Annotated in this window: 22 protein-coding genes; 7 read left to right on the top strand and 15 right to left on the bottom strand. The window is 68.7% G+C overall.

Features of this window, described 5'->3' with window-relative positions; translation table 11 throughout:
• Positions 1-13 precede the first annotated feature (13 nt).
• Entirely contained in the window at positions 14-892 is an 879-nt protein-coding gene (locus DA69_RS13055) for an epimerase (RefSeq protein ID WP_025976283.1), read from the top strand.
• Between the two features lie 82 nt (positions 893-974).
• On the opposite strand, the gene DA69_RS13050 is transcribed toward DA69_RS13055, so the two are convergent.
• From DA69_RS13050 to DA69_RS13005, 10 genes are all read right to left on the bottom strand, one after another.
• The gene (locus tag DA69_RS13050) at positions 975-1,595 is read right to left on the bottom strand and encodes a DUF1134 domain-containing protein (protein ID WP_025976284.1); all 621 of its coding nucleotides are present in this window, start codon (positions 1,593-1,595) and stop codon (positions 975-977) included.
• A gap of 159 nt (positions 1,596-1,754) precedes the next feature.
• Entirely contained in the window at positions 1,755-4,148 is a 2,394-nt protein-coding gene (gene pheT / locus DA69_RS13045; protein WP_025976285.1) for a phenylalanine--tRNA ligase subunit beta, read from the bottom strand.
• Positions 4,145-4,537 carry a pentapeptide repeat-containing protein gene (locus DA69_RS13040; protein ID WP_025976286.1) on the bottom strand — a complete coding sequence of 131 codons (393 nt, stop codon included), beginning with the start codon at positions 4,535-4,537 and terminating at the stop codon, positions 4,145-4,147. The genes pheT and DA69_RS13040 overlap by 4 nt, the downstream gene beginning before the upstream one ends.
• A gap of 60 nt (positions 4,538-4,597) precedes the next feature.
• Positions 4,598-5,014 carry a hypothetical protein gene (locus DA69_RS13035; RefSeq protein ID WP_025976287.1) on the bottom strand — a complete coding sequence of 139 codons (417 nt, stop codon included), beginning with the start codon at positions 5,012-5,014 and terminating at the stop codon, positions 4,598-4,600.
• Between the two features lie 14 nt (positions 5,015-5,028).
• Positions 5,029-6,105 (bottom strand): phenylalanine--tRNA ligase subunit alpha, encoded by a 1,077-nt coding sequence (gene pheS / locus DA69_RS13030; RefSeq protein ID WP_025976288.1) that lies wholly within the window; start codon positions 6,103-6,105, stop codon positions 5,029-5,031.
• 89 nt (positions 6,106-6,194) lie between these two features.
• Entirely contained in the window at positions 6,195-6,548 is a 354-nt protein-coding gene (rplT, locus tag DA69_RS13025) for a 50S ribosomal protein L20 (RefSeq protein WP_025976289.1), read from the bottom strand.
• A 110-nt stretch (positions 6,549-6,658) separates the two neighbouring features.
• On the bottom strand, positions 6,659-6,856 hold the full coding sequence (gene rpmI / locus DA69_RS13020) for a 50S ribosomal protein L35 (protein WP_003166435.1): 198 nt from the start codon (positions 6,854-6,856) through the stop codon (positions 6,659-6,661).
• Between the two features lie 174 nt (positions 6,857-7,030).
• Entirely contained in the window at positions 7,031-8,308 is a 1,278-nt protein-coding gene (locus tag DA69_RS13015; protein ID WP_025976290.1) for an MFS transporter, read from the bottom strand.
• Between the two features lie 78 nt (positions 8,309-8,386).
• Positions 8,387-8,908 (bottom strand): translation initiation factor IF-3, encoded by a 522-nt coding sequence (gene infC, locus DA69_RS13010; protein WP_025976291.1) that lies wholly within the window; start codon positions 8,906-8,908, stop codon positions 8,387-8,389.
• Between the two features lie 126 nt (positions 8,909-9,034).
• Positions 9,035-10,003, bottom strand: a complete 969-nt coding sequence (locus tag DA69_RS13005) for a glycosyltransferase family 9 protein (protein ID WP_025976292.1) — start codon at positions 10,001-10,003, stop codon at positions 9,035-9,037.
• Positions 10,004-10,084: 81 nt separating this feature from the next.
• Here DA69_RS13005 and DA69_RS13000 point away from each other — a divergent pair, with 81 nt between their 5' ends.
• Positions 10,085-10,825, top strand: coding sequence for an alpha/beta fold hydrolase (locus tag DA69_RS13000; protein WP_025976293.1), 741 nt, complete (start codon positions 10,085-10,087; stop codon positions 10,823-10,825).
• Between the two features lie 138 nt (positions 10,826-10,963).
• Here DA69_RS13000 and hslU read toward each other — a convergent pair whose 3' ends face one another.
• Entirely contained in the window at positions 10,964-12,268 is a 1,305-nt protein-coding gene (gene hslU, locus DA69_RS12995; protein ID WP_025976294.1) for an ATP-dependent protease ATPase subunit HslU, read from the bottom strand.
• 72 nt (positions 12,269-12,340) lie between these two features.
• The gene (gene hslV, locus DA69_RS12990) at positions 12,341-12,898 is read right to left on the bottom strand and encodes an ATP-dependent protease subunit HslV (RefSeq protein WP_025976295.1); all 558 of its coding nucleotides are present in this window, start codon (positions 12,896-12,898) and stop codon (positions 12,341-12,343) included.
• A 144-nt stretch (positions 12,899-13,042) separates the two neighbouring features.
• Between hslV and DA69_RS12985 the strand changes: the two genes are divergently transcribed.
• Both DA69_RS12985 and DA69_RS12980 read left to right on the top strand, forming a co-directional pair.
• The gene (locus tag DA69_RS12985; RefSeq protein WP_025976296.1) at positions 13,043-13,453 is read left to right on the top strand and encodes a BLUF domain-containing protein; all 411 of its coding nucleotides are present in this window, start codon (positions 13,043-13,045) and stop codon (positions 13,451-13,453) included.
• A gap of 32 nt (positions 13,454-13,485) precedes the next feature.
• A complete protein-coding gene (locus tag DA69_RS12980) occupies positions 13,486-14,262 on the top strand; it encodes a HesA/MoeB/ThiF family protein (protein WP_025976297.1) in 777 nt (258 codons plus the stop codon).
• A 63-nt stretch (positions 14,263-14,325) separates the two neighbouring features.
• Here the strand turns inward: DA69_RS12980 and DA69_RS12975 are convergent, their stop codons facing one another.
• Entirely contained in the window at positions 14,326-15,312 is a 987-nt protein-coding gene (locus DA69_RS12975) for a 2-hydroxyacid dehydrogenase (RefSeq protein ID WP_025976298.1), read from the bottom strand.
• Positions 15,313-15,431: 119 nt separating this feature from the next.
• On the opposite strand from DA69_RS12975, the gene DA69_RS12970 reads away from it, so the two are divergent.
• The 3 genes from DA69_RS12970 to fabB all read left to right on the top strand — a co-directional run bounded on the left by DA69_RS12970 (position 15,432) and on the right by fabB (position 17,853).
• A complete protein-coding gene (locus tag DA69_RS12970; protein WP_025976299.1) occupies positions 15,432-15,938 on the top strand; it encodes an SH3 domain-containing protein in 507 nt (168 codons plus the stop codon).
• A gap of 79 nt (positions 15,939-16,017) precedes the next feature.
• Positions 16,018-16,560 carry a 3-hydroxyacyl-[acyl-carrier-protein] dehydratase FabA gene (gene fabA / locus DA69_RS12965; RefSeq protein ID WP_025976300.1) on the top strand — a complete coding sequence of 181 codons (543 nt, stop codon included), beginning with the start codon at positions 16,018-16,020 and terminating at the stop codon, positions 16,558-16,560.
• Between the two features lie 63 nt (positions 16,561-16,623).
• A complete protein-coding gene (fabB, locus tag DA69_RS12960) occupies positions 16,624-17,853 on the top strand; it encodes a beta-ketoacyl-ACP synthase I (RefSeq protein ID WP_025976301.1) in 1,230 nt (409 codons plus the stop codon).
• Positions 17,854-18,181: 328 nt separating this feature from the next.
• On the opposite strand, the gene DA69_RS12955 is transcribed toward fabB, so the two are convergent.
• Together DA69_RS12955 and DA69_RS12950 are read right to left on the bottom strand one after the other, a co-directional pair.
• A complete protein-coding gene (locus DA69_RS12955) occupies positions 18,182-19,528 on the bottom strand; it encodes a S1C family serine protease (RefSeq protein ID WP_025976302.1) in 1,347 nt (448 codons plus the stop codon).
• A gap of 127 nt (positions 19,529-19,655) precedes the next feature.
• Positions 19,656-20,861 (bottom strand): acyl-CoA dehydrogenase, encoded by a 1,206-nt coding sequence (locus DA69_RS12950; RefSeq protein ID WP_025976303.1) that lies wholly within the window; start codon positions 20,859-20,861, stop codon positions 19,656-19,658.
• Positions 20,862-20,983 lie beyond the last annotated feature (122 nt).

Raw genomic sequence — 20,983 nt, 5'->3', positions numbered from 1 at the left:
AAGCCGAAGCCTGATGACTGAACCCGCCGCCGCCCCGTCCCTGTTGGTCTTCGGCGGCGGCTATCTGGGACAGGCGGCGGGGCGCGAGGCCCTGCGGCGCGGCGGCCGGGCCTTCGCCACCTCGCGCGATCCCGAAACCCGTCAGGCGCTGGCGGCGCAGGGGATGACGCCGGTCGATCCGGCCGACGCCACGGCCCTGGGCGCGGCTCTGGCCGCCGCGCAGGCGGTGCTGATCACCACGCCGCCGGACGCCCACGGCTGCCCGGCGCTGCGCGCCCTGACGCCCCTGGCGGCTGACGCCTGGCCCGACTGGATCGGCTATGCCTCCTCCACCGCCGTCTACGGCGACCGGGCGGGCGGCTGGGCCTTCGAGGGCGATCCGCTGAACGCCGCCACGCTGGAAGGCGCCCGCCGCGCGCGGGTCGAGCGCGACTGGCTGGACGGCGCCCAGGGCATGGGGCTGACGCTGCAGGTCTTCCGCCTGCCCGGCTTCTACGGTCCCGGCCGCAGCGTCATCGACCGCCTGCGCGCCGGAACAGCGCGCCTGGTGAAAAAGCCCGGCCAGGTGTTCAACCGCATTCACGTGGACGACATCGTCTCGGGCCTGTTCGCCTCCATGGCCCGACCGCGCCCCGGCGGCGTCTACAATCTGACCGACGACGAACCGACCTCCGCCGACGTCGTCACCGCCTGGGCCGCCGAGCGCCTGGGCCTGCCGCGTCCGCCCGAAGTCGACTGGACCGCCCCCGAAGTCAGCGAGGCCATGCGCCGCTTCTACCTGGACTCCAAGCGCGTCTCCAACGCCCGCGCCAAGGCCGAACTGGGCTGGCGCCCACGCTATCCCTCCTACCGCGAAGGGCTGGAAGCGATCCTCGCCGAGGAACAGTCCTGACACACAAAAGGCGCGCCGACCGAAATCGACGCGCCTTCTTTCGCTCAAGCCGCGAGGGTCCGCGACCCGAGCATAGCGTCCCTTAGAAAGGCAATATGTTGCGCTGGCGGCTGTAGCTCATGGTGCCGACATTGGCGCCCAGGCGCACGCCGACGCCGGTGCGGATCGGGGCCAGGACGATGCCGTCGGCGCGCTGATAGTTCACGCCGAGACCCGCGATCAGATAGGCCGAGCCCTCGACGCCCGGATAGCGGCGATAGAGCATGTCGGGGTGATACAGGCCGTAGACCAGGGTGAAGACCCGGCTGGCGTTGCCCCCCCAGTCCCAGCCGATGGAGGCGCCCTGCCAGAACACCTCCTGCGAGGCCGACAGGTCCTTCATGTGCAGGGCGCCGCGACCATAGCGCAGGCCGGCCACGACGGCGCCTGCGCCCTCTTCGCCGGCGATATAGGCGGTTGGGCGGTCGCCCTGTTCGGCGAAGATGCGCTCGATGGCGCCGCCCACGGCCTCGGCCGCGATGCCCAGCTCGCGCGACCCGGCGGCGACCAGCTCGTCGAAGGTATAGGCCTGGGCGTTGTTGTCGGAGGCGATCGGATAGTTGGGATCGGCCGGCGGGCGGCTGGCGCAGGCGCCCAGGCCGGCGGGCAGGGCGCCGGCGGCGGCGAGGCCGAGGCTGGTGCGGATCAGTTGGCGGCGGTGCATGGTCGAGGCTCCCGGCTAAGGACGGTCCGCCCGTCGTCGCGGGCTTGGCCTACCGTCCGTGCCTTTTACGGCAGCCTTGGGGCTTTAAGGTTAACCGAAGATTGCTTGGCCGCAGAAGTTCCGGCGGCCCGTGTCTCAGGCCGCCGGATTTATCTGTCTTCAGGCGCGCAGCGTTCCGCCCGCCTTGGCGGCGGCGGCCTTGACCTTATCCATCAGAGCCTCGATCTCGGCCTCCGTCAGGGTGGCGGCGCGAGGCTGGATCTCGACCTCGATGGCCACCGACTTCTGGCCTTCCGGCACGCCCTGGCCGCGATAGACGTCGAACACGCGGACATCGGCGATCAGCGCCTTGTCAGCGCCCGCCACGGCGCGGGTCAGGTCGCCCACAGCCTTGGCCTCGTCCATCAGGAAGGCGAAGTCGCGGGTCAGGGGCATCAGGTTCGGCAGATCCGCCGCGCCGCGCGCCTTGCCGCCCTTGCCGCGAGGCTCGGGCACGGAATCGAGCACGATCTCGAACGCCAGCATGGGCCCGTCCGCGTCCAGCGCCTTCAGCACGCGCGGGTGCAGGGCGCCGAACTCGACGATGACGTTCTTGGGTCCCAGTTGCAGCCGGGCCGACCGGCCCGGGTGCCACCAGTCGCGGTTCGACCCTTGCGCCAGCTGCAGGGAGCCGACCGGGGCGCCGATCTCCTCCAGCACGGCCAGCAGGTCGCCCTTCAAGGCGAACAGGGGGTCTTCATCCGCTCCGCCCCAGTGCCGGTCGGCGTGCGGCGCGACCAACCCGGCGATGACCGTGCGCTGGCCGTTCGGCTGATCGTCCAGATAGATGGGGCCGATCTCGAACAGGGCGACGTCGGCGTGGCCGCGCGCGGCGTTGCGCGCCGCCGCCTGGATCAGGTTCGGCAGGGCCGAGGGCCGCATGCAGTCCAGATCAGCCGCGATGGGGTTTTCCAGCACCAGGCGCTCGTCGCCGCCGCCGAACAGGGCCGCGATCGACTGTTTGGTGAAGGACCAGGTGACGGCCTCGGCATAGCCCAGGGCCGCCAGGGCGCGGCGGGCCGTGCGCACGCGCGCCTGACGCGGGCTGAGCACCCCGCCCGGGGCCGGGGCGACGGGCGGCAAGGGCGTGTCGGGCAGGGCGGCGTAGCCCTCGATGCGGGCGACCTCTTCGACCAGATCGGCCGGGCCTTCGACGTCGCGTCGCCAGGACGGCGGCGTCACCGACCAGGGCGAACCGCGCATGACGGTGAAGCCCAGGGCGAACAGGATCTCGAAGATCCGGTCGTCGCTGAGGTCCATGCCCGACAGGCGCTTCACATAGGACGGATCAAAGGCGAAGGCGGCCGGGGCGGCCGGAGCCTCGCCCGCCACCGTGACCGTCGACGGTTCGCCGCCGCACAGGTCGAGGATCAGTTGCGTCGCCAGCTCCAGCCCCGGCACGACCGAGGCCGTGTCGACGCCGCGCGCAAAGCGGTACTGGGCGTCCGAGTTGATCCCCAGCGAGCGCCCGGTCTGGGCCGTGGCGATGGGGTCGAACCAGGCGCTTTCAACGAAGACGTCGACCGTGTCGTCCGAGCACCCCGTCGAGACGCCGCCCATGACGCCGCCCAGGCCGATGGCGCGCTGGCCCCCGGCGTCGGCGATGACGCAGTCGGCGGCGCCCGGCGCATAGGTCTTGCCGTCCAGCGCCTCGATCTGATCAGCCTCGCCGCGACCGGCGCGCACGACGATCCCCTCGCCCGACAGGCTCGCCAGGTCATAGACGTGCAGCGGCCGCGCGCGGTCGTAGGAAATCAGGTTGGTGATGTCGACGAGGCGGTTGATCGGACGCAGGCCGATGGCCGTCAGCCGCTGTTGCAGCCACTGCGGCGACGGGCCGTTCCGCACGCCCCGGATCACGCGACCGGCGAAGACCGGGCACAGTTCGGGCGCCTCCAGCGTCACCGAGACGGGGCTGTTGAAAGCCCCGGCGACCGGCGCGATCTCCGGCGTCGTCAGCTTGCCCAGCCCGGCGGCGGCCAGGTCGCGGGCGATGCCCGCCACGCCCAGCCAGTCGGGACGGTTCGGCGTCACCTCGAAGTCGATGACCGGCTCGGCGCCGAAGACGCCCGCAGCAGGCGCGCCGACCTGCAGGTCGTCGGACAGCTCCAGAATGCCGTCGCTGTCGTCCGCCAGTTCCAGCTCGGCGGCCGAGCACAGCATGCCGTTGGACACCACGCCGCGCACCGGCTTCTCGACCAGGGTCACGCCCAGACCCGGCACATAGGCGCCGATGGGGGCGTAGATGGTGGTCAGCCCGGCCCGCGCGTTGGGCGCCCCGCAGACGATCTCCTTCAGGCCGTCCACGGTCTCGACCTGACAGACCTGCAGGCGGTCGGCGTTTGGATGACGCTCGGCGGAGACGATCTTGGCGACCGTGAAGGGGGCCAGGGCGGCGATGGGGTCGTGGACCTCCTCGACCTCCAGCCCGGCCATGGTCATGGCCTCGGCGACCTGATCGACCTGCGCCTCGGTATCGAGGTGGGCCTTCAGCCAGGAAAGCGTGAACTTCATTGGGCCGATCCTGACTGGGACAGCGCCGCTGCCATATTGTCGAGGAACTCAGACGGGCCGGTGAAGCCAACGCCCAGGAAGTTGCAGTTGATGAACTGGCAGTTCTTGAACGGGATCGGCCCGGTGACGCGCTGCGGACCCATCGGCGTCAGCATCAGGTTGCGCGGATCGCCCTTGGCGTCGCCCATGTTGCAGCCGTCGAAATTGCAGCCTTCCAGCGGCAGCAGGACGGCCGGCCCTTCCATCAGACAGTTCTCAAAGCGACGGTTCTCGATGACGGGCAGGCCGGCGCGCGCCGTCTCCATGAACAGCTGGGGCAGCCACACGTTCTTGCCGACATAGGTGGGGCCGGGGCCGAGCGCTTCGAGGGTGATGGGAGTGTCAGTCATGAGAATCTTTCAAAGAACACTGAAGGGGGCGAGCGGCGCCGCTCCCGGCGCCCGCAGGCGTCACCCCTTGGCTTGCGCCTCGGCGCGGGCGCTCAGCAGGCCCCGCTCCAGTTCGTCCAGCGCCTCCTTGGCGCCGGTGAAGGCCACCTGCACGAAGCGGCAGCGCACGAAGCGGCAGTTGGACATGCCGATCGCGCCGGCGATCATGGAGCCGCGCGGGTCCAGCAACAGGGTGCGCGGGTCCTCGGCCACGCCCATGTTGCAGCCGTCGAAGGTGGTGCCGTTCATGATCGCCATCACCGCCGGGCCCTCGATCAGGCATTCGGTGAAGGTCTTGCCGTCGATGAAGACCTGTCCGGCGTTCATGTGATGGACGGCCAGGGACGGCAGCCAGACGGCTTCCTTCTCAAACGTGGTGCGGGCGACGATCTCGCGGCCCAGTTTTTCATCGGGCGACATCTCGGTCTGGTCGGTCATGGGCGTGTTCCAGTTCAGCTGAGGCCCGACGCCGGATTCGGCGCGGCGAAGGCGGAGAAGCCGTAGTGCGCCAGCCAGCGCGTATCGGCCTCGAACATGGGGCGCAGGTCCGGCACCCCGTATTTCAGCATGGCCAGGCGATCAACGCCCATGCCGAAGGCGAAGCCCTGATACTCGTCCGGGTCGATGCCGCAGTTGCGCAGCACGTTCGGGTGCACCATGCCGCAGCCCAGAATCTCCAGCCAGTCCTCGCCCTCGTTCAGGGTCAGCTTGCCGCCCGAGCGGTCGCAGCGGATGTCCATCTCGGCCGAGGGCTCGGTGAAGGGGAAGTGGTGCGGGCGGAAACGGGCGTGCACGTCGTCCAGCTCGAAGAAGCGGGCGATGAAGGTCTCCAGCGTCGTTTTCAGGTGGCCCATGTGGATGTCGCGGTCGATCACCAGGCCTTCGATCTGGTGGAACATCGGCGTGTGGGTCGCGTCGCTGTCCTTACGGAAGGTGCGGCCCGGCGCGATGATGCGGATCGGCGGCTTCTGCGACATCATGGTGCGGACCTGCACCGGGCTGGTGTGGGTGCGCAGCACCTTGCGCTCGCCCGTTTCCGGGTCGGGCTTCAGGAAGAAGGTGTCGTGCATCTCGCGCGCCGGATGCTTGGGCGGGAAGTTCAGGGCCGTGAAGTTGTGGAAGTCGTCCTCGATGTCCGGCCCCTCGGCGACCGAGAAGCCCATGTCGGCGAAGACGGCGACCATCTCGTCCATGACCTGCATGGTCGGGTGCACCCCGCCCTTGCGTCGAGGGCGGCTGGGCAGGGTCAGGTCGACGCGTTCGGCCAGCAGGCGAGCGTCCAGTTCGGCGGCTTCCAGCTCGGCCTTACGGGCGCTCAGGGCCGACGACACCCGGTCGCGCAGGCCGTTGATGACGGGGCCGCGCTCGCGGCGCTCATCCGGGCTCAGCGCCCCCATGCCTTTCAGCAGGCCCGAGATCGAGCCGGACTTGCCGAGGGCGGCGACGCGGATGTCCTCCAGACCCGCCACGCTCTCGGCCGAGCCGATGGCGTTGATGAGGTCCAGTTCCAGTTGAGCGAGATCGGTCATGGGGGTTCGTCTAGCCGTTAGGAACGAAAGCAAAAAGCCCCCCGGCGCGAACCGGAGGGCTTTTGCTTCATCCCGTGAGGGAGAAAGGCTTAAGCGAGGGCCGCGCGAACCTTGTCGGCGATGCCCTTGAAGCCGGCTTCATCGGCGGCGATGGCGGCTAGGACCTTGCGGTCCAGTTCGATGCCCGCCTTGTTCAGGCCGTGCATGAACTGCGAGTAGGTGAAGCCTTCGGTGCGGGCCGCGGCGTTGATGCGCTGGATCCACAGAGCGCGGAACGAGCGCTTCTTGTTGCGACGGTCGCGGTAGGCGTACTGACCGGCGCGATCCACCGCGGCCTTGGCGGCGCGGATGGTGTTCTTGCGGCGGCCGTAGAAGCCCTTGGCCTGCTTCAGGATCTTCTTGTGCTTGGCGTGGGCGGTGACGCCCCGGGTGACGCGAGCCATTGTAAATTTCCCTTCGGGAAGCCTCTGACGTTCGCCGCGCGGCGGCTCACTGCATGAGAGGCTTTAGTTCAAATTCTAAGCGGTTGAGAGATCGTGTCTGCGTGCGCCGATCAGGCGTACGGCATGTAGGACTTGATCTTCTTGGCGTCGGCGTCGGCCATGACCGAAGTGCCGCGGTTCTGGCGGATGTACTTCGAGTTGTGGCTGATCAGGCGGTGGCGCTTGCCGGCCACGCCAGCCTTGACCTTGCCCGTCGCGGTGAATTTGAAGCGCTTCTTGGCGCCCGACTTCGTCTTCAGCTTCGGCATTTTCACTCTCTGTCTTTTAGAGGGCTACCGCTCTTCGAGCTACTTGAGCCCGACCAGCGCCAGCCTGATTCAAGACCGCCCAGGCATGCCTGTTCGCCCGGCGGTCCGGTACGCGAAGGCGCGGCTTTTACGCCAAGAGCCGCGCAGAGGCAAGAAGAGTCCGCGCTGGCCTTGTCACGCCCGGGCCGAACGACGGCGCACGGCGCGCCCGGCGTTGATCGCCATGGCCGCTGCGGGAAGGGTCAGAGCGGCGCCGACCAGGAAGGGCCAGTCCGGCCCGACCGCCGAATACAGCACCCCGGCGACGATGGGGCCGACGATCCGCGCCATCGAGCCCGCCGCCATGTTCAGCCCCAGCATGGCGCCTTGCCGGTCCGGCGGCGACGAACGGCTGATCAGAGCCGAGATGTTGGGCATGGCCAGCGACATGCCGCATGCGCCGATCCCCATGATGACCGGAATGATCCAGCCGGCGACCAGCGGGAGGCTGAACAGGCCCAGGTCGATCCGCCCCGCCGGGAACCAGGCGACCGGCGCGGCCACCTGAAGCACCAACGACAGGCCGAACAGCAGCATCCCGGCCGCCAGCACCCGCGCCTCGCCGAAGCGCCGCGCCAGCCGCCCGGCCACCAGTCCCTGGTTCACCGCCGAGATCAGCCCCACGATCATGAAGCTGAGCCCCACCTCGCGCGCCGTCCAGGCGTAGCGCTGCTCGGCCCACAGGCCGAAGGCGGCCTCCATCGCCGAAAAGCCCGCCAGATAGATCAGGCTGACCACCAGGACGCGCGAGATCACCTCATCGGTGCGGGCGAAGCTGACGCCCGACAGGAATGCCGGACGCGGCGCCGCCGGATCCGTCCGCGTGCGGCTCTCGCGCAGGAAGAACATCACGCCCAGCGCCGCCAGCACGGCAGCGCCCGAGGCGGCGAAGATCGGCAGTTGATAGCCGACATGGCCCATCTGCGGCTGGACCAGCAGCCCGCCCAAGCCTGGCCCGACGATGAAGCCCAGACCAAAGGCGGCGCCGATCATCCCCATGCGTCCGGCCCGGCGCTCGGGCGGGGTGACATCGGCGATATAACCCTGGACCGTCGAGATATTGCCCGCGCCCAGCCCAGTGAACAGCCGCACCAGGATCGCCGCCCAGATGGTCGGCGCAAACGCCAGCAACAGATAGCCCAGGGCGTTGGCCGCCAAGGTGACCAGCAGCACCGGCTTGCGCCCGATCCGGTCCGACAGCCGCCCCCAGAAGGGCTCGGCGAAGAACTGACCCAGGGAATAGGCCGAGAACATCAGGGTGATCTGCCACGGCTCGGCCTGCAGGCTCTGGGCGAAGAACGGCAGCAGGGGCACCACCAGGCCGAACCCGACCAGATTGATGAAGACCACCGCGAACAGAACCGCCAGGGTCGGAGCGCCCCCGCCGGGAGCCTTGATCGTCTGCGCCGTCATTCGTGTTTTTCCCGCCGGATAGTAAGACGCCCCGGCCGCTAGGCCGGGGCGTCCATAGTCTTGTCGTTCAGTGCGCGATCAGCGCGGCGCCAGGATCATGATCATTTGGCGGCCTTCCATCTTGGGATGGAACTCGACCTTGGCCTCTTCCTCGAAATCGGCCTGGACCTTGTGCATCAGCTTCATGCCCAGTTCGGGGTGGGCCATTTCGCGGCCCCGGAAGCGGATGGTCACCTTGACCTTGTCGCCGTCGTCGAAGAAGCGATGCATGGCCTTGGCCTTCACATCGTAATCGTGGCTGTCGATGTTCGGGCGGAGCTTGATTTCCTTCAGCTCGACGACCTTCTGACGCTTGCGCGCCTCAGCCTTCTTTTTCTGTTCTTGGAAACGATGCTTGCCGTAGTCGAGAATCTTGCACACCGGCGTTTCGGCGTTGGCGACGATCTGAACCAGGTCCAGGCCAGCCTCTTCGGCGGCCTCAAGCGCGGCGGACAAAGGCATGACGCCCTGTTTTTCCCCATTCTGGTCGATGAGCAGAACGCGGGCGGCGCGGATATCCTGGTTGATGGGCGGCCCGTCCTTTACGGGCGGCGCTTGCATGGGACGGCGAATGGGCGTCGTTTCCTTATGTGATCAGAAGATAGGCGAAATGAGCGGACGAAGGCGGACGGCGCCAGGCGCCATTCTCTTCGAGCGCCGCGAATATGGCGATAGAAGGCCCGGATTTCAAGGCTTCTCGGGGTTAAACCCGTTCGCGACATAGGCGTCGTGCAGCGCCAGCACCCCATCGAACACATGATCAACGCTCAGGTCCTCGATCGGGGCGAACTGGCCGCGCGTCTCGTTCGAGGCCACGGTGCGCGTCTTCGGCCCCCAGGGTCCATAGAGCCACCACTCGGTCGGACCGAACAGGCCCAGCGTCGGCCGCCCCAGCGCCGCCGAGACATGCATCAGGCCGCTGTCGTTGCCGACAAACAGGGTCGCGCGGTCGATGGCGGCGGCCGAGCACAGGATGTCGCCCTTGCCCACGCAGTCGATGCCGCGCGGTCCCGCCGCCTCCAGCGCCGGGGTGGCGGGCGGTCGGTCGCCGGGGCCGCCGACCGGCATGAAGCGCCAACCGTCAAAGCGCGGCTCGGCCTTCAGCTTCTCCACCAGCTGGCCCCAGCGCTCGGCGGGCCACGACTTGCCGGGCTGGTGCGCGATGGGGGCGAGCGCGATGATCGGGCCGGGACCGGCGCCGCCTGCCAGCTGCGGGTCGATGACGGCGGCGGCCTCGGCCCGCGCCTGATCGTCGAGGAAGATTTCCGGGTCCAGCGGCGTGGACGAGCCCATCAGGGCCGACACCATCTCGACCTTGCGCAGGCCGGTCTCCCAGCGGCGGGTGTAGACGATGCGGCGCTTGGCCGGGATCAGATAGGCGAGCGCCGAGCCGCGGATGTCCACGACCATGTCCCACTGCGTGCCGCGCACCTGTTTCCACAGATCGAGCCAGTGTCCGGCGGCCTTCTTCTTGTCGAGGATGATGACGCGCTCGACGTTCGGGGCCGAACGGAAGAAGGGCGCGGGCGGCCGGCCGCAGGCGACGGTGATCTGAACCCCCGGAAGCTGGCGCGCGATCTCGCGGATCACGCCCGAGGAGATGACGCAGTCGCCGATCCGGTTGGAGCTGACGAACAGGGCTTTGGGAGCAGACAAGCGGGCGCCTCGCGGCCTCTGTGAACAATCGTCGTCTCTGCTAAAGCCATTCCGCGAGGAATGACAGTCCGAGGAGTTTCCATGTCCGACTTCGACACGCTGGCCCGCCCCGACGGCGAGACCCTGGCCTATAAGGCGGTCACGGGCGACGGCCCGACGGTCATCTGGATCGGCGGCTTCCGCTCGGACATGGAGGGAACCAAGGCCCTGGCGCTGGACGCCGCCGCCCGCGAGCGCGGCTGGAACTACGTCCGCTACGACCACTTCGCCCACGGCGTGTCTTCCGGCGACTGGAAACAGGCCACCATCGGCCGCTGGCGCGAGGACGCGATCGCCCTGATCGACAGTCTTGAGGGGCCGGTGATCCCGGTCGGCTCGTCCATGGGCGGCTGGGTGGCGCTGTTGGCGACGCTGGCGAGGCCGCAGCGGGTCAAGGGGGTGGTGCTGGTCAACCCGGCGCAGGACTTCACCGAAAAGCTGATGTGGCCGGGGCTGGCCGACCACGAACGCCAGGCCATCCTGCGCGACGGCGAGACGGTCATCACAGAAGAAGGCCTCGGCTCCTACGTCCTGACCCGGCGGATGTTCGAGGAGGCCCGCGACTGGCTGCTGCTGGACGGGCGCATCGACATCACCGCCCCGGTGCACGTGCTGCAGGGCCGCGCCGACGACGTCGTGCCATGGCGCCATCAGGTCGAGCTGGCCGAACGCCTGAGCGGCGGCGACCTGCGGCTCGACCTGATCGAAGGCGGCGACCACCGCCTGTCGAGCCCGGCGGAGCTGGAGCGGTTGGTCGACGCGGTGGAGGCGATGCGGGGCTGATTTCCTCCCCATGCAATGGGGAGGGGGACCGCGTAGCGGTGGAGGGGCCTCGGCCAGCAGAACCAGACGGCCCCTCCGTCTCGGCGGCTGCGCCGCCGATCCACCTCCCCACGACGTGGGGAGGAGAAGCTCAGGCCGTCACAGAATAAACCGGCTGAGATCCACGTTCTTGGCCAGGTCGCCGACCTTTTCGCGCACCTTGTCGCCGTCGAAGGTTAGGGTCTGGCCGGACAGGTCGGAGGCCTTGAAGCTGGTCTCTTCCAGCACCCGCTCCATCACCGTCTGAAGACGGCGCGCGCCGATGTTCTCGACGGTGGAGTTGGCGGCTACGGCGGCGTCGGCCATGGCCTCCACGGCATCGTCGGTGAAGACCAGCTCGACCCCTTCGGTCGCCAGCAGGGCCTGGTTCTGACGGATCAGATTGGCCTCGGGCTCGGTCAGGATGCGCTTGAAGTCGTCGCGGGTCAGGGCCTTCAGCTCGACCCGGATCGGCAGACGGCCCTGAAGCTCCGGCAGCAGGTCCGACGGCTTGGCGACGTGGAAGGCGCCCGAGGCGATGAACAGCACATGGTCGGTCTTCACCGGCCCGTATTTGGTCGAGACGGTCGTGCCCTCGATCAGGGGCAGCAGGTCGCGCTGCACCCCTTCGCGCGACACGTCGGCGCCGCCGCCGCGATCCTGACGCGCGGCGACCTTGTCGATCTCGTCCAGGAAAACGATGCCTTCGTTCTCGGCCAGCAACAGGGCCTCCTTGGTCAGGCTTTCCTGATCCAGCAGCTTGTCGCTCTCCTCGGTGACGAGGGGAGTCAGGGCGTCCTTGACGGCCAGCTTGACCGTCTTGGTGCGGGCGCCGCCCATCTTGCCCAGCATCTCCGACAGGTTCAGCAGGCCGACGTTGCCGCCGCCCGGCACGTCCAACCCCTGCAGCGGCGAGGCGGTGTCGGCCAAGGCGATCTCGATCTCCTTGTCGTCCAGTTCCCCCGCGCGCAGCTTCTTGCGGAAGGCCTCGCGCGTGGCGGGCTGCGAACCGGGCCCGACCAGGGCGTCGAGGATGCGCTCCTCAGCCATCCCCTCGGCCCTGGCCTTGACGCCCGAGCGGCGCTTGTCGCGCACCATGACGAGCGCGCTTTCGACCAGATCGCGCATGATCTGATCGACGTCGCGGCCGACATAGCCGACCTCGGTGAACTTGGTCGCCTCGACCTTGAGGAAGGGCGAGCCCGCCAGCCGCGCCAGACGCCGGGCGATCTCGGTCTTGCCCACGCCCGTCGGGCCGATCATCAGGATGTTCTTGGGCGTGACCTCGTCGCGCAGGTCGTCGGGCACGCGCTTGCGGCGCCAGCGGTTGCGCAGGGCCACGGCCACGGCGCGCTTGGCGTCGTCCTGACCGACGATGAAGCGGTCCAGTTCAGAGACGATTTCGCGGGGAGAAAGGTCGGTCATGGTTCAGACGGTCCAGAAATACGCACATCAGGCGCTCAAGCAGCAAGCCGCCGCGCGGCGAGCGGTAGCGCCCTACAGACTTTCAATGGTCAGATTGCCGTTGGTGTAGACGCAGATATCAGCGGCGATCTTCATGGCCTTGCGGGCGATCTGCTCGGCGTCCAGCTCGCTGTTCTCGTCGATCAGGGCGCGCGCGGCGGCCAAGGCATAGTTGCCGCCCGAGCCGACGGCGGCCACGCCGTATTCCGGCTCCAGCACGTCGCCGACGCCGGTGACAGTGAGTATCTGGGATTTGTCGGCGACCAGCAGCATGGCCTCCAGCCGGCGCAGATAGCGGTCGGTGCGCCAGTCCTTGGCCAGCTCGACACAGGCCCGCGCCAACTGGTCCGGATACTGCTCCAGCTTGGCCTCCAGACGCTCGATCAGGGTCAGGGCGTCGGCCGTGGCCCCGGCGAAGCCCGCCAGCACCTTGCCGTTCGCCAAAGTCCGCACCTTGCGCGCCGCGCCCTTGACGATGGTCGGTCCCATCGAGACCTGGCCGTCGCCGGCGATGACGGTGCGGCCGTTCTTGCGCACCGCCAGGATGGTGGTGCCGTGCCAGTCGGGAAAGTTCGAAGCGGTCGTGTTCATGGCGGGTCAGATGGCGAGGAACCGGCGTCGCCGCAAGACGACCCGGCGCCGCAGAGAACCGCTCGCCATGCTCATGGCTCCGCTTGCCTCTGGCGCGCCCGCGTGACAGGAGCCCCTCCCCGCACGCGATCACCTGAGTCCGTCTTGCCCCTGCACCGCGCCATCTACGTCAGCGACGCCGTCGGCGACGCCGCGACGAGCCTGCTGGTTCTCGCCGAAATTCTCGGCGCCTCGATCAGAAACAATCGCCGGGACCGCGTCACGGGGGTGCTGATGCGCCACGACGGCCGCTTCCTTCAGGCCATCGAAGGACGCCGCGCCGATGTGGACAGGCTGATGGACCGGCTGCGCGCCGACCCGCGCCATGAGAACATCCGCCTGCTGTCGGACCAGAACACCACAGTGCGCCTGTTCGAGGAGTGGCCGATGACGCTGGTTGAGATGCCTCGTCCCGTCTGGCCGCACATAAGCCGCCCCTCCCTGGATCAGTTGAGCGCGGCCCAGGCCGAAGCCTTGCTGGTCACGGCGTCGCAGGTCCTGGCGCTTCCCGCCTGACGCATCGGCCGGACTGCGCTAGACAGTCCGGCGTGACCCAGCCTTCCGCCCCCGCCGCCCCGGTTCGCTTTTCCGACGAAGAGGTCGAGCGTTACGCCCGCCAGCTGGTGCTGTCCGAGATCGGCGGCCCCGGCCAGCAGGCGCTGAAGCGCGCCCGCGTGCTTATCGTCGGCATGGGCGGGGTGGGCAACCCGGCCGCCCTCTATCTGGCCGCCGCCGGCGTGGGCACGCTGGGGCTGATTGACGACGATACGGTGGCCCTGTCCAACCTGCAGCGCCAGATCGCCTTCACTGCCGACGACCCCGACCGCGCCAAGGTCGAGGCGGGCGCCGAACGCCTCAACGCCCTGAACCCGCACGTCACGGTCCGGACCTTCAATCAGCGCGTCACGCCCGACAGCGCGGCGGTCCTGATGCAGGACTTCGACCTGGCGCTGGACGGGACCGACGATTTCGAGACGCGTCTGGCCGTCAACGCCGCCTGCGTGGCCGCGGGCAAGCCGCTGGTGTCGGGCGCCCTGGGCCGCTGGTCGGGGCAGGTGTCGGTGTTCGAGGGACGTCCCTGCTATCAGTGCCTGGTGTCCGAGGTTCCGCCCGACGCGGAGACCTGCGCCCGCGTCGGCGTGGTCGGCGCCCTGGCGGGCGTCATCGGGGCGATGGCGGCGCTGGAGGCGATCAAGCTGATCACCGGGGCGGGCGAACCGCTGACCGGCCGCCTGATGCTCTATGACGGGCTGGCCGGAACCAGCCGGGTGGCGAAGATCGCCGCCGACCCCGCCTGCCCGGTGTGCGGGTCAGGTCACGCCTAAACACTGGTCCTGAGCGAATATCTGAGTTGAGTTGGACCTGCGTCCAACTCAACCGATTTCGCTCTAGAGCATCGCCGGAATGACCCGATCCGGCGGGCGGTGGCCGTTCTGATAGGTCATGATGTTGGCGATGACGCGGTCGCCCATGTCCTGGCGCGCCTCGATGGTGGCCGAGCCCAGGTGAGGCAGCAGCACCACGTTCGGGCGGCCGATCAGGCCGGGGTGGACCTTCGGCTCGTGCTCGAACACGTCCAGACCGACGCCGAACAGGGCGCGGCGGTCCAGCGCCTCGACCAGGGCCGCCTCGTCGATCAGTTCGCCGCGCGCGGTGTTGACCACGATGGCGTGCGGCTGAAGCCGGGCCAGACGCTCGGCCGACAGAAGGTGGTGCGTCTCCTTCGTCGCCGGGCAGTTCAGCGAGATGACGTCCATCCGCGCCAGCATCTGGTCCAAATCGTCCCACCAGGTCGCGCCCAGCTCTTCGGCGATCATGTCCGGGACGGGTTTGCGGTTGTGATAGTGGACCTGCATGCCGAAGGCCTTGGCCCGGCGGGCCAGGGCCTGGCCGATGCGGCCCATGCCGACGATGCCCAGACGCTTGCCCCACAGTTTGCGGCCGCACATCCAGGTCGGGCTCCAGCCCTCGAAGCGCCCGGCCTCGACGACGGCGGCGCCTTCGACGATGCGGCGGCTGACCGCCAGGATCAGGCTCATGCCCAGGTCGGCCGTGTCCTCGGTCAGGACGCCGGGCGTGTTGGTGACGATGATCCCGCGCCCGACGGCGGCGTCGATGTCGATATGGTCCACGCCCGCGCCGAAGTTGGCGATCATCTTCAGCTGCTCGCCCGCGCCTGCGATCAGTTCGGCGTCCAGCTGGTCGGTGATGGTCGGCGCCAGCACCTCGGCCCGCTGCAGGGCGGCGGCCAGTTCGTCGCGCGACATCGGCCGGTCGGTCAGGTTCAGCTCGGCGTCGAAAAGTTCGCGCATCCGCGTCTCAACGGCGTCAGGCAGGCGTCTGGTTAATACGACCTTAAGCTTGCGAGCGGACATAGGGGACCTGGGTTTTCCACGGGCGGCGCCCGTTCGGAACGGGTCGATATTCGGTGTCTAGCAAAGCTGCGGTCAGGAACAAAAGGGCGCCTCGCGTCGCGGCCCTCGCCGCTGTCCTGGTGACCGGCGTTCTGCTGTCGGCGGGCGCCACCATGCCGGACGGCCGCCCCACCCCGACCGGGCTGGAGGTGCCGCGCTGGGTGACGCTGAAATCCTCGCAGGTGCGGGCGCGCCAGGGGCCGGGCCTCGACTACCGCATTCTGTGGGAATACCGCGCCGCCGGCCTGCCGGTGCAGGTGATCGCCGAGACGCGCGAGTGGCGAAAGATCTGCGACCCCGACGGCTCGGTGGCCTGGATCCACCGCACCGTCGCCTCGGGCCGCCGCAGCGTGTTCAACCGTTCGGACGAGGCTGTGCCCATCCGATCGGGCCGGTCGGAAACCGCCTCGGTCCGCGCCCTGCTGTCGCCGCACGCCCTGGTGTCGCTGGACGAGTGCGAGGACGGCTGGTGCCGCGTGCGGGCGCGCAAGCTGCGCGGCTGGGTGCAGCAAAGGGCCGTCTTCGGCGCCCAGGAACGCGCCCTGTGCAACGCCGCCCGCCCCGCCGGAACCGGCCGCGCCTCCTGATCCCCATATCGACGGCACGGTTGAGCGCGGCCTTCGGGTCGTGTAACCCGCCAGCAACACCTTTCGGAGCTGATCAATCTTGAGCCAGTCGTCGCAATATCCGTCGTCGTTCGATCACGAAGGCCTGCTGGCCTCGGGCCGGGGCGAGCTGTTCGGTCCGGGCAACGCCCAGCTGCCGGCGCCGCCGATGCTGATGTTCGACCGCATCAAGACCATCACCGCCGACGGCGGCGACTACGGCAAGGGCTATGTCGAGGCCGAACTCGACATCAACCCGGACCTCTGGTTCTTCCAGTGCCACTTCATCGGCGATCCGGTCATGCCGGGCTGCCTGGGCCTGGACGCCATGTGGCAGCTGGTCGGCTTCTACCTGGGCTGGATCGGCGGCCCCGGCAAGGGTCGGGCGCTGGGCGTCGGCGAGGTGAAGTTCACCGGCCAGGTGACCCCCGACGTCAAGAAGGTGGTCTATAAGGTCCACCTGAAGCGCGTCATCAACCGCAAGCTGGTCATGGGCATCGCCGACGGCGTGCTCGAAGCGGACGGCGAGGTCATCTATACTTGCGCGGATATGCGCGTCGGCCTGTTCGGCGGCGCGGCTCCGGTGGAACCGAGCGCCGCCTGACCCCACTTGATGGACAGCCGCGGCCCACGCGGCGTCCGCAGACTTTGTAGGATTGGAAACACCATGCGGCGTGTCGTCGTCACCGGACTGGGCATCGTCTCCTCCATCGGCACCGGCCAAGACGAGGTCGCGGCCTCGCTGCGCAACGCCAAGTCGGGCGTCCAGCACGCCGCCGACCACGCCAGATACGGCTTCCGCTCCCAGGTCTGGGCGCCGCCCGCCCTGGGTCATACGGCCGAGGACTGGGCGCCGCTGGTCGACCGCCGCGCCGCCCGTTTCCTGGCCAACGGGACGGCTTGGGCGCACATCGCCTTTGAAGAAGCCCTGAAGGACAGCGGCCTGAGCGCCGACGAGATCAAGGACGAGCGCATCGGCCTGATCGTCGGCGAGGGCGGCCCCTCGACCCAGGTCATCCTGCAGGCGGCCCAGACGACCGTCGAAAAGGGCTCGCCCAAGCGCGTCGGCCCCTTCGCCGTGCCCAAGGCGATGGCGTCCGGCCCCTCGGCCGTGCTGGCCACCTGGTTCGAGCTGAAGGGCATCAACTATTCGATCAGCTCGGCCTGCGCGACCAGCGCCCACTGCATCGGCGCGGCCGCCGAGCAGATCGCCTGGGGCAAGCAGGACGTGGTCTTCGCCGGCGGCTGCGAGGATATCGACTGGTCCATGTCGAACATGTTCGACGCCATGGGCGCCATGTCCTCCAACTTCAACGACACGCCCGCCAAGGCCAGCCGCGCCTATGACACGACCCGCGACGGCTTCGTCATCGCCGGCGGCGCCGGCATCGTCGTGCTGGAAGAATACGAACGCGCCGTGGCGCGCGGCGCGACCATCTACGCCGAAGTCACCGGCTACGGCGCCAACTCGGACGGCTACGACATGGTGGCCCCCTCGGGCGAAGGCGCCGAGCGCTGCATGAAGATCGCGCTGGAAATGGCCGGCAATCCCAAGATCGACTACCTGAATCCGCACGGCACCTCCACGCCGGTCGGCGACAGCAAGGAGATGGGCGCGGTCCGCAACGTCTTCGGCGACGACCTGCCGATGATTTCCTCGACCAAGTCGCTGACGGGCCACTCGCTGGGCGCAGCGGGCGCGCAGGAGGCCATCTACTGCCTGCTGATGATGAAGCACGGCTTTGCGGCCGAGAGCGCCCACATCGAAAACCTGGACCCTGAGTTCGAGGGCATGCCGATCCTGCGCCAGCGCCACGACGGCGAGCTGAAGCACGTCATGTCCAACAGCTTCGGCTTCGGCGGCACCAACGCCTCGCTTATCCTCTCCAAGGTCTGATTTTCACCGATCGGAAAAATCTGAAGCGACACGAAAACGCCCCCATTCGGTCCTTCGTCCGCCCGGAAGGGCGCTCACAAAAGCAGCATCGGCCCGTCGGAGCCTGGAGAAGTCCCGGATCCTGAACAGCCCCCCCAGCCCCCCGGATTTTTCCGCGTAAAGGGCGTCGGCGGGTCGATGCTTCCTCCAAGCGACGCCCGCGCCTGCCTCCCCTCCCCCTCCCGGCAGCGCGGGCGTTTTGCTGTCTGCTTCCCCTCCGCGCAAAAGACTTCGCCCGCGCGACGACAAGGTCACGCGGGCGACGCCGTAGAGCTTCAGACGGCCCCGATCAGGCCGGAAGGTCGATCTCGACGCGTTCGTTGTCGCGCAGGACGATGATCGGCACGACCGCCTCGCCTGCGGCCTGAAGGCGCTGGGCCAAATCCTTCATGTCGGCGACCTCGACGCCGTCCGCCTGGACCACCACATCGCCGGCCTGGAACCCCGCCGCGGCGGCGGAAGACCCGGCCTCGACCACGGCGATCTGGGCCCCCCGGCCTGACGTGGGATTGCGCAGGGTCAGGCCGCGCGCGATGGCGGCCTGCGTCCCCAGACGCACGGCGGCCGGATCAGACGGCTCGACCGTCAGCTGGGTCGAGGCCTCGCGGCCGTCGCGCAGATAGACGACGGGCATCTGAGTGCCGGCCTGAGCGATGCCGACCGTGGCCTGAACCGACCCGGCGTTGGCCACGGGGCGGCCCTGGATGCGGGTCAGCACGTCCCCCGGCTTCAGCCCCGCCTGCTCGCCCGAGGAGCCCGGCTCGACATCATAGACCACGGCGCCGCGCACGATGTTGAGCCCGATCTCTCGCGCGCGCTCGGCCGTCAACGAGCCCAGGCCCAGACCGACGCGGCCGCGCTTGACCTCGCCCGAGGCGCGCAGCTGGTCGACCACGAACATCATGATGCGCGTCGGCACGGCGAAGGCGATGCCGTCGTTGCCGCCGCCGAAGCCGCCCGACAGGATGGCGGTGTTGATGCCGATCAGCCGTCCCCGGCTGTCCAGCAGCGGGCCGCCCGAATTGCCCGAGTTCACCGCCGCATCGGTCTGGATATAGTCTTCGATGGCGTCGCCCATGCCCGAGCGGTTCAGACCCGAGATGACGCCCATCGTCAGGGTCTGGTCCAACCCCAGCGGATAGCCGACGGCGAACGCCAAGTCGCCGCTGCGCAGGGTGTCGGAGTCCACCGTCGTCACCTGCGACAGGCCCGGGGCGTCGATCTTCAGCACGGCGATGTCGGTCGCCTTGTCGGCCCCGATCAGGGTGGCGTCGAACAAGCGCCCGTCGATCAGGTCGACGGTGAATTTCTGGCCGTTCTCGATGACGTGGTGGTTGGTGACGATGATGCCTTCGCGCGCGTCGATGATGACGCCCGATCCGCCCTGGGAGGGCTTGGGGTTGCGCGCCGAACTGGGACCGCGCGACTGGCCCAGGGTCGTCACCTGCACCACGGCGGGCAGGCTTTCCTCCAGCCCGGCGGCGAAGGTGAAGACGCCGCGCCGGGCGTCATAGGGCATGGCGGCGACCGGCGACTGCACCGCCGCGCCGGCGGCCGTCATGGGCGCCGCCTGGGCCATGCCGCTGACGCTGAAGATCGCCAGGGCGGCGCCGGCCAGCAGGCTGTGTTTGGTCATTCCGATTTCCTTCACGCGCCGACCGCCTTGGACCGACAGACTGCCGAGGACCGCCGCCCCGCAGGCGAGACAAACGCGCGACGACGGCAAAAGATCGGCCCGCCGCGCGTTTTCTGCAACGCTTGGATCAGAAGGCGGCTTCGCCGGTGATGGCGCGGCCCAGAATGAGGGCGTGGACGTCGTGGGCGCCTTCATAGGTGTTGACGGTTTCCAGGTTCATCGCGTGGCGCATGACGTGCAGTTCGCCGGTGATCCCGGCCCCGCCGTGCATGTCGCGAGCCTCGCGCGCGACGGCCAGGGCCTTGCCGCAGTTGTTGCGCTTCATCAGGCTGATGGCCTCCGGAACCCAGGCGCCCGTGTCCAGCAGGCGGCCCAAGGCATAGGCGCCTTCGAAGCCGAGGAAGATCTCGGTCTGCATGTCGGCCAGCTTCTTCTGCACCAGCTGGCGCGCCGACAGCGGGCGGCCGAACAGGGTGCGCTCGGCCACATAGTCGCGGCTGGCGTGGAAGCAGAACTCGGCGGCGCCCATCGCGCCCCAGGCGATGCCGAAACGCGCCTTGTTCAGGCAGGAGAACGGCCCGCGCAGACCCTGCACGCCCGGCAGGATGTTGGCTTCCGGCACGAAGACGTCGTTCAGGCCGATGTCGCCGGTGATCGAGGCGCGCAAGGACAGCTTGTCGCCGATCTTGCCCGTGGTGAAGCCGTCGAAGTCGCGCTCGACGATGAAGCCGCGAATGTTGCCGTCAAGCTTGGCCCAGACGATGGCCAGGTCGCTGATGGGCGAGTTGGTGATCCAGTATTTGCCGCCGTTCAGGCGATAGCCGCCGTCGACCGCCACCGCCGTGGTCTTCATCGAGGCCGGGTCCGACCCGCCGTCGGCCTCGGTCAGGCCGAAGCAGCCGACCAGTTCGCCGGCCGCCATCTTGGGCAGGAACTTCGCCTTCTGCTCGTCCGAGCCGAAGGCGTAGATCGGATACATGGCCAGCGACGACTGCACGCTCATGGCCGAGCGGTAGCCGCTGTCGATCGCCTCGACCTCGCGCGCGATCAGGCCATAGGCGACGTGCGACGCTTCGGAACCGCCGTATTGCTCGGGCAGCATGGCGCCCAGGAAGCCCATCTCGCCCATCTCGGTCATGATGGCGCGATCGAAGACCTCGTCGCGGAAGGCGGCGACCACGCGCGGCAGCAGGGCCTCGCGCGCATAGGACCGGGCGGCGTCCTGAACCATCCGCTCTTCGTCGGTCAGACGCCCCGTCAGGTCGAACGGATCATCCCAGCGGAACGTCTGGCCCGAAGATTTCTGGGCGGAAGGGGTAGTGCCGTCGGCCATGGGTCGTCCTCTTGAGCTTGAAAAGGAAGATTCGTCCGCGCCCGCCTCACGCGGGGTTGAAGCGGCGTGACGAAGCGCCCTCTATTCCTTGCGCGGGTTTAGGCCAGAATGCGGCGGCCGGG

The organism is Brevundimonas naejangsanensis (assembly GCF_000635915.2).
Lineage (GTDB): Bacteria > Pseudomonadota > Alphaproteobacteria > Caulobacterales > Caulobacteraceae > Brevundimonas > Brevundimonas sanguinis.
The sequence above is the reverse complement of the archived record's forward strand: the minus strand, read 5'-3'. Positions and strand labels throughout refer to the sequence as shown.

Excerpts from the sequence above, each read along its gene's own strand:
- DA69_RS13040 (WP_025976286.1), bottom strand. The coding sequence starts at position 4,537 with ATGACTGACACTCCCATCACCCTCGAAGCGCTCGGCCCCGGCCCCACC.
- DA69_RS12950 (WP_025976303.1), bottom strand. The coding sequence starts at position 20,861 with ATGGCCGACGGCACTACCCCTTCCGCCCAGAAATCTTCGGGCCAGACG.
- fabB (WP_025976301.1), top strand. The coding sequence starts at position 16,624 with ATGCGGCGTGTCGTCGTCACCGGACTGGGCATCGTCTCCTCCATCGGC.
- DA69_RS13000 (WP_025976293.1), top strand. The coding sequence starts at position 10,085 with ATGTCCGACTTCGACACGCTGGCCCGCCCCGACGGCGAGACCCTGGCC.
- infC (WP_025976291.1), bottom strand. The coding sequence starts at position 8,908 with ATGCAAGCGCCGCCCGTAAAGGACGGGCCGCCCATCAACCAGGATATC.
- DA69_RS12955 (WP_025976302.1), bottom strand. The coding sequence starts at position 19,528 with ATGACCAAACACAGCCTGCTGGCCGGCGCCGCCCTGGCGATCTTCAGC.
- DA69_RS13035 (WP_025976287.1), bottom strand. The coding sequence starts at position 5,014 with ATGACCGACCAGACCGAGATGTCGCCCGATGAAAAACTGGGCCGCGAG.
- hslV (WP_025976295.1), bottom strand. The coding sequence starts at position 12,898 with ATGAACACGACCGCTTCGAACTTTCCCGACTGGCACGGCACCACCATC.
- DA69_RS13055 (WP_025976283.1), top strand. The coding sequence starts at position 14 with ATGACTGAACCCGCCGCCGCCCCGTCCCTGTTGGTCTTCGGCGGCGGC.
- rplT (WP_025976289.1), bottom strand. The coding sequence starts at position 6,548 with ATGGCTCGCGTCACCCGGGGCGTCACCGCCCACGCCAAGCACAAGAAG.
- DA69_RS12975 (WP_025976298.1), bottom strand. The coding sequence starts at position 15,312 with ATGTCCGCTCGCAAGCTTAAGGTCGTATTAACCAGACGCCTGCCTGAC.
- rpmI (WP_003166435.1), bottom strand. The coding sequence starts at position 6,856 with ATGCCGAAGCTGAAGACGAAGTCGGGCGCCAAGAAGCGCTTCAAATTC.
- pheS (WP_025976288.1), bottom strand. The coding sequence starts at position 6,105 with ATGACCGATCTCGCTCAACTGGAACTGGACCTCATCAACGCCATCGGC.
- DA69_RS13050 (WP_025976284.1), bottom strand. The coding sequence starts at position 1,595 with ATGCACCGCCGCCAACTGATCCGCACCAGCCTCGGCCTCGCCGCCGCC.
- pheT (WP_025976285.1), bottom strand. The coding sequence starts at position 4,148 with ATGAAGTTCACGCTTTCCTGGCTGAAGGCCCACCTCGATACCGAGGCG.
- hslU (WP_025976294.1), bottom strand. The coding sequence starts at position 12,268 with ATGACCGACCTTTCTCCCCGCGAAATCGTCTCTGAACTGGACCGCTTC.
- DA69_RS13015 (WP_025976290.1), bottom strand. The coding sequence starts at position 8,308 with ATGACGGCGCAGACGATCAAGGCTCCCGGCGGGGGCGCTCCGACCCTG.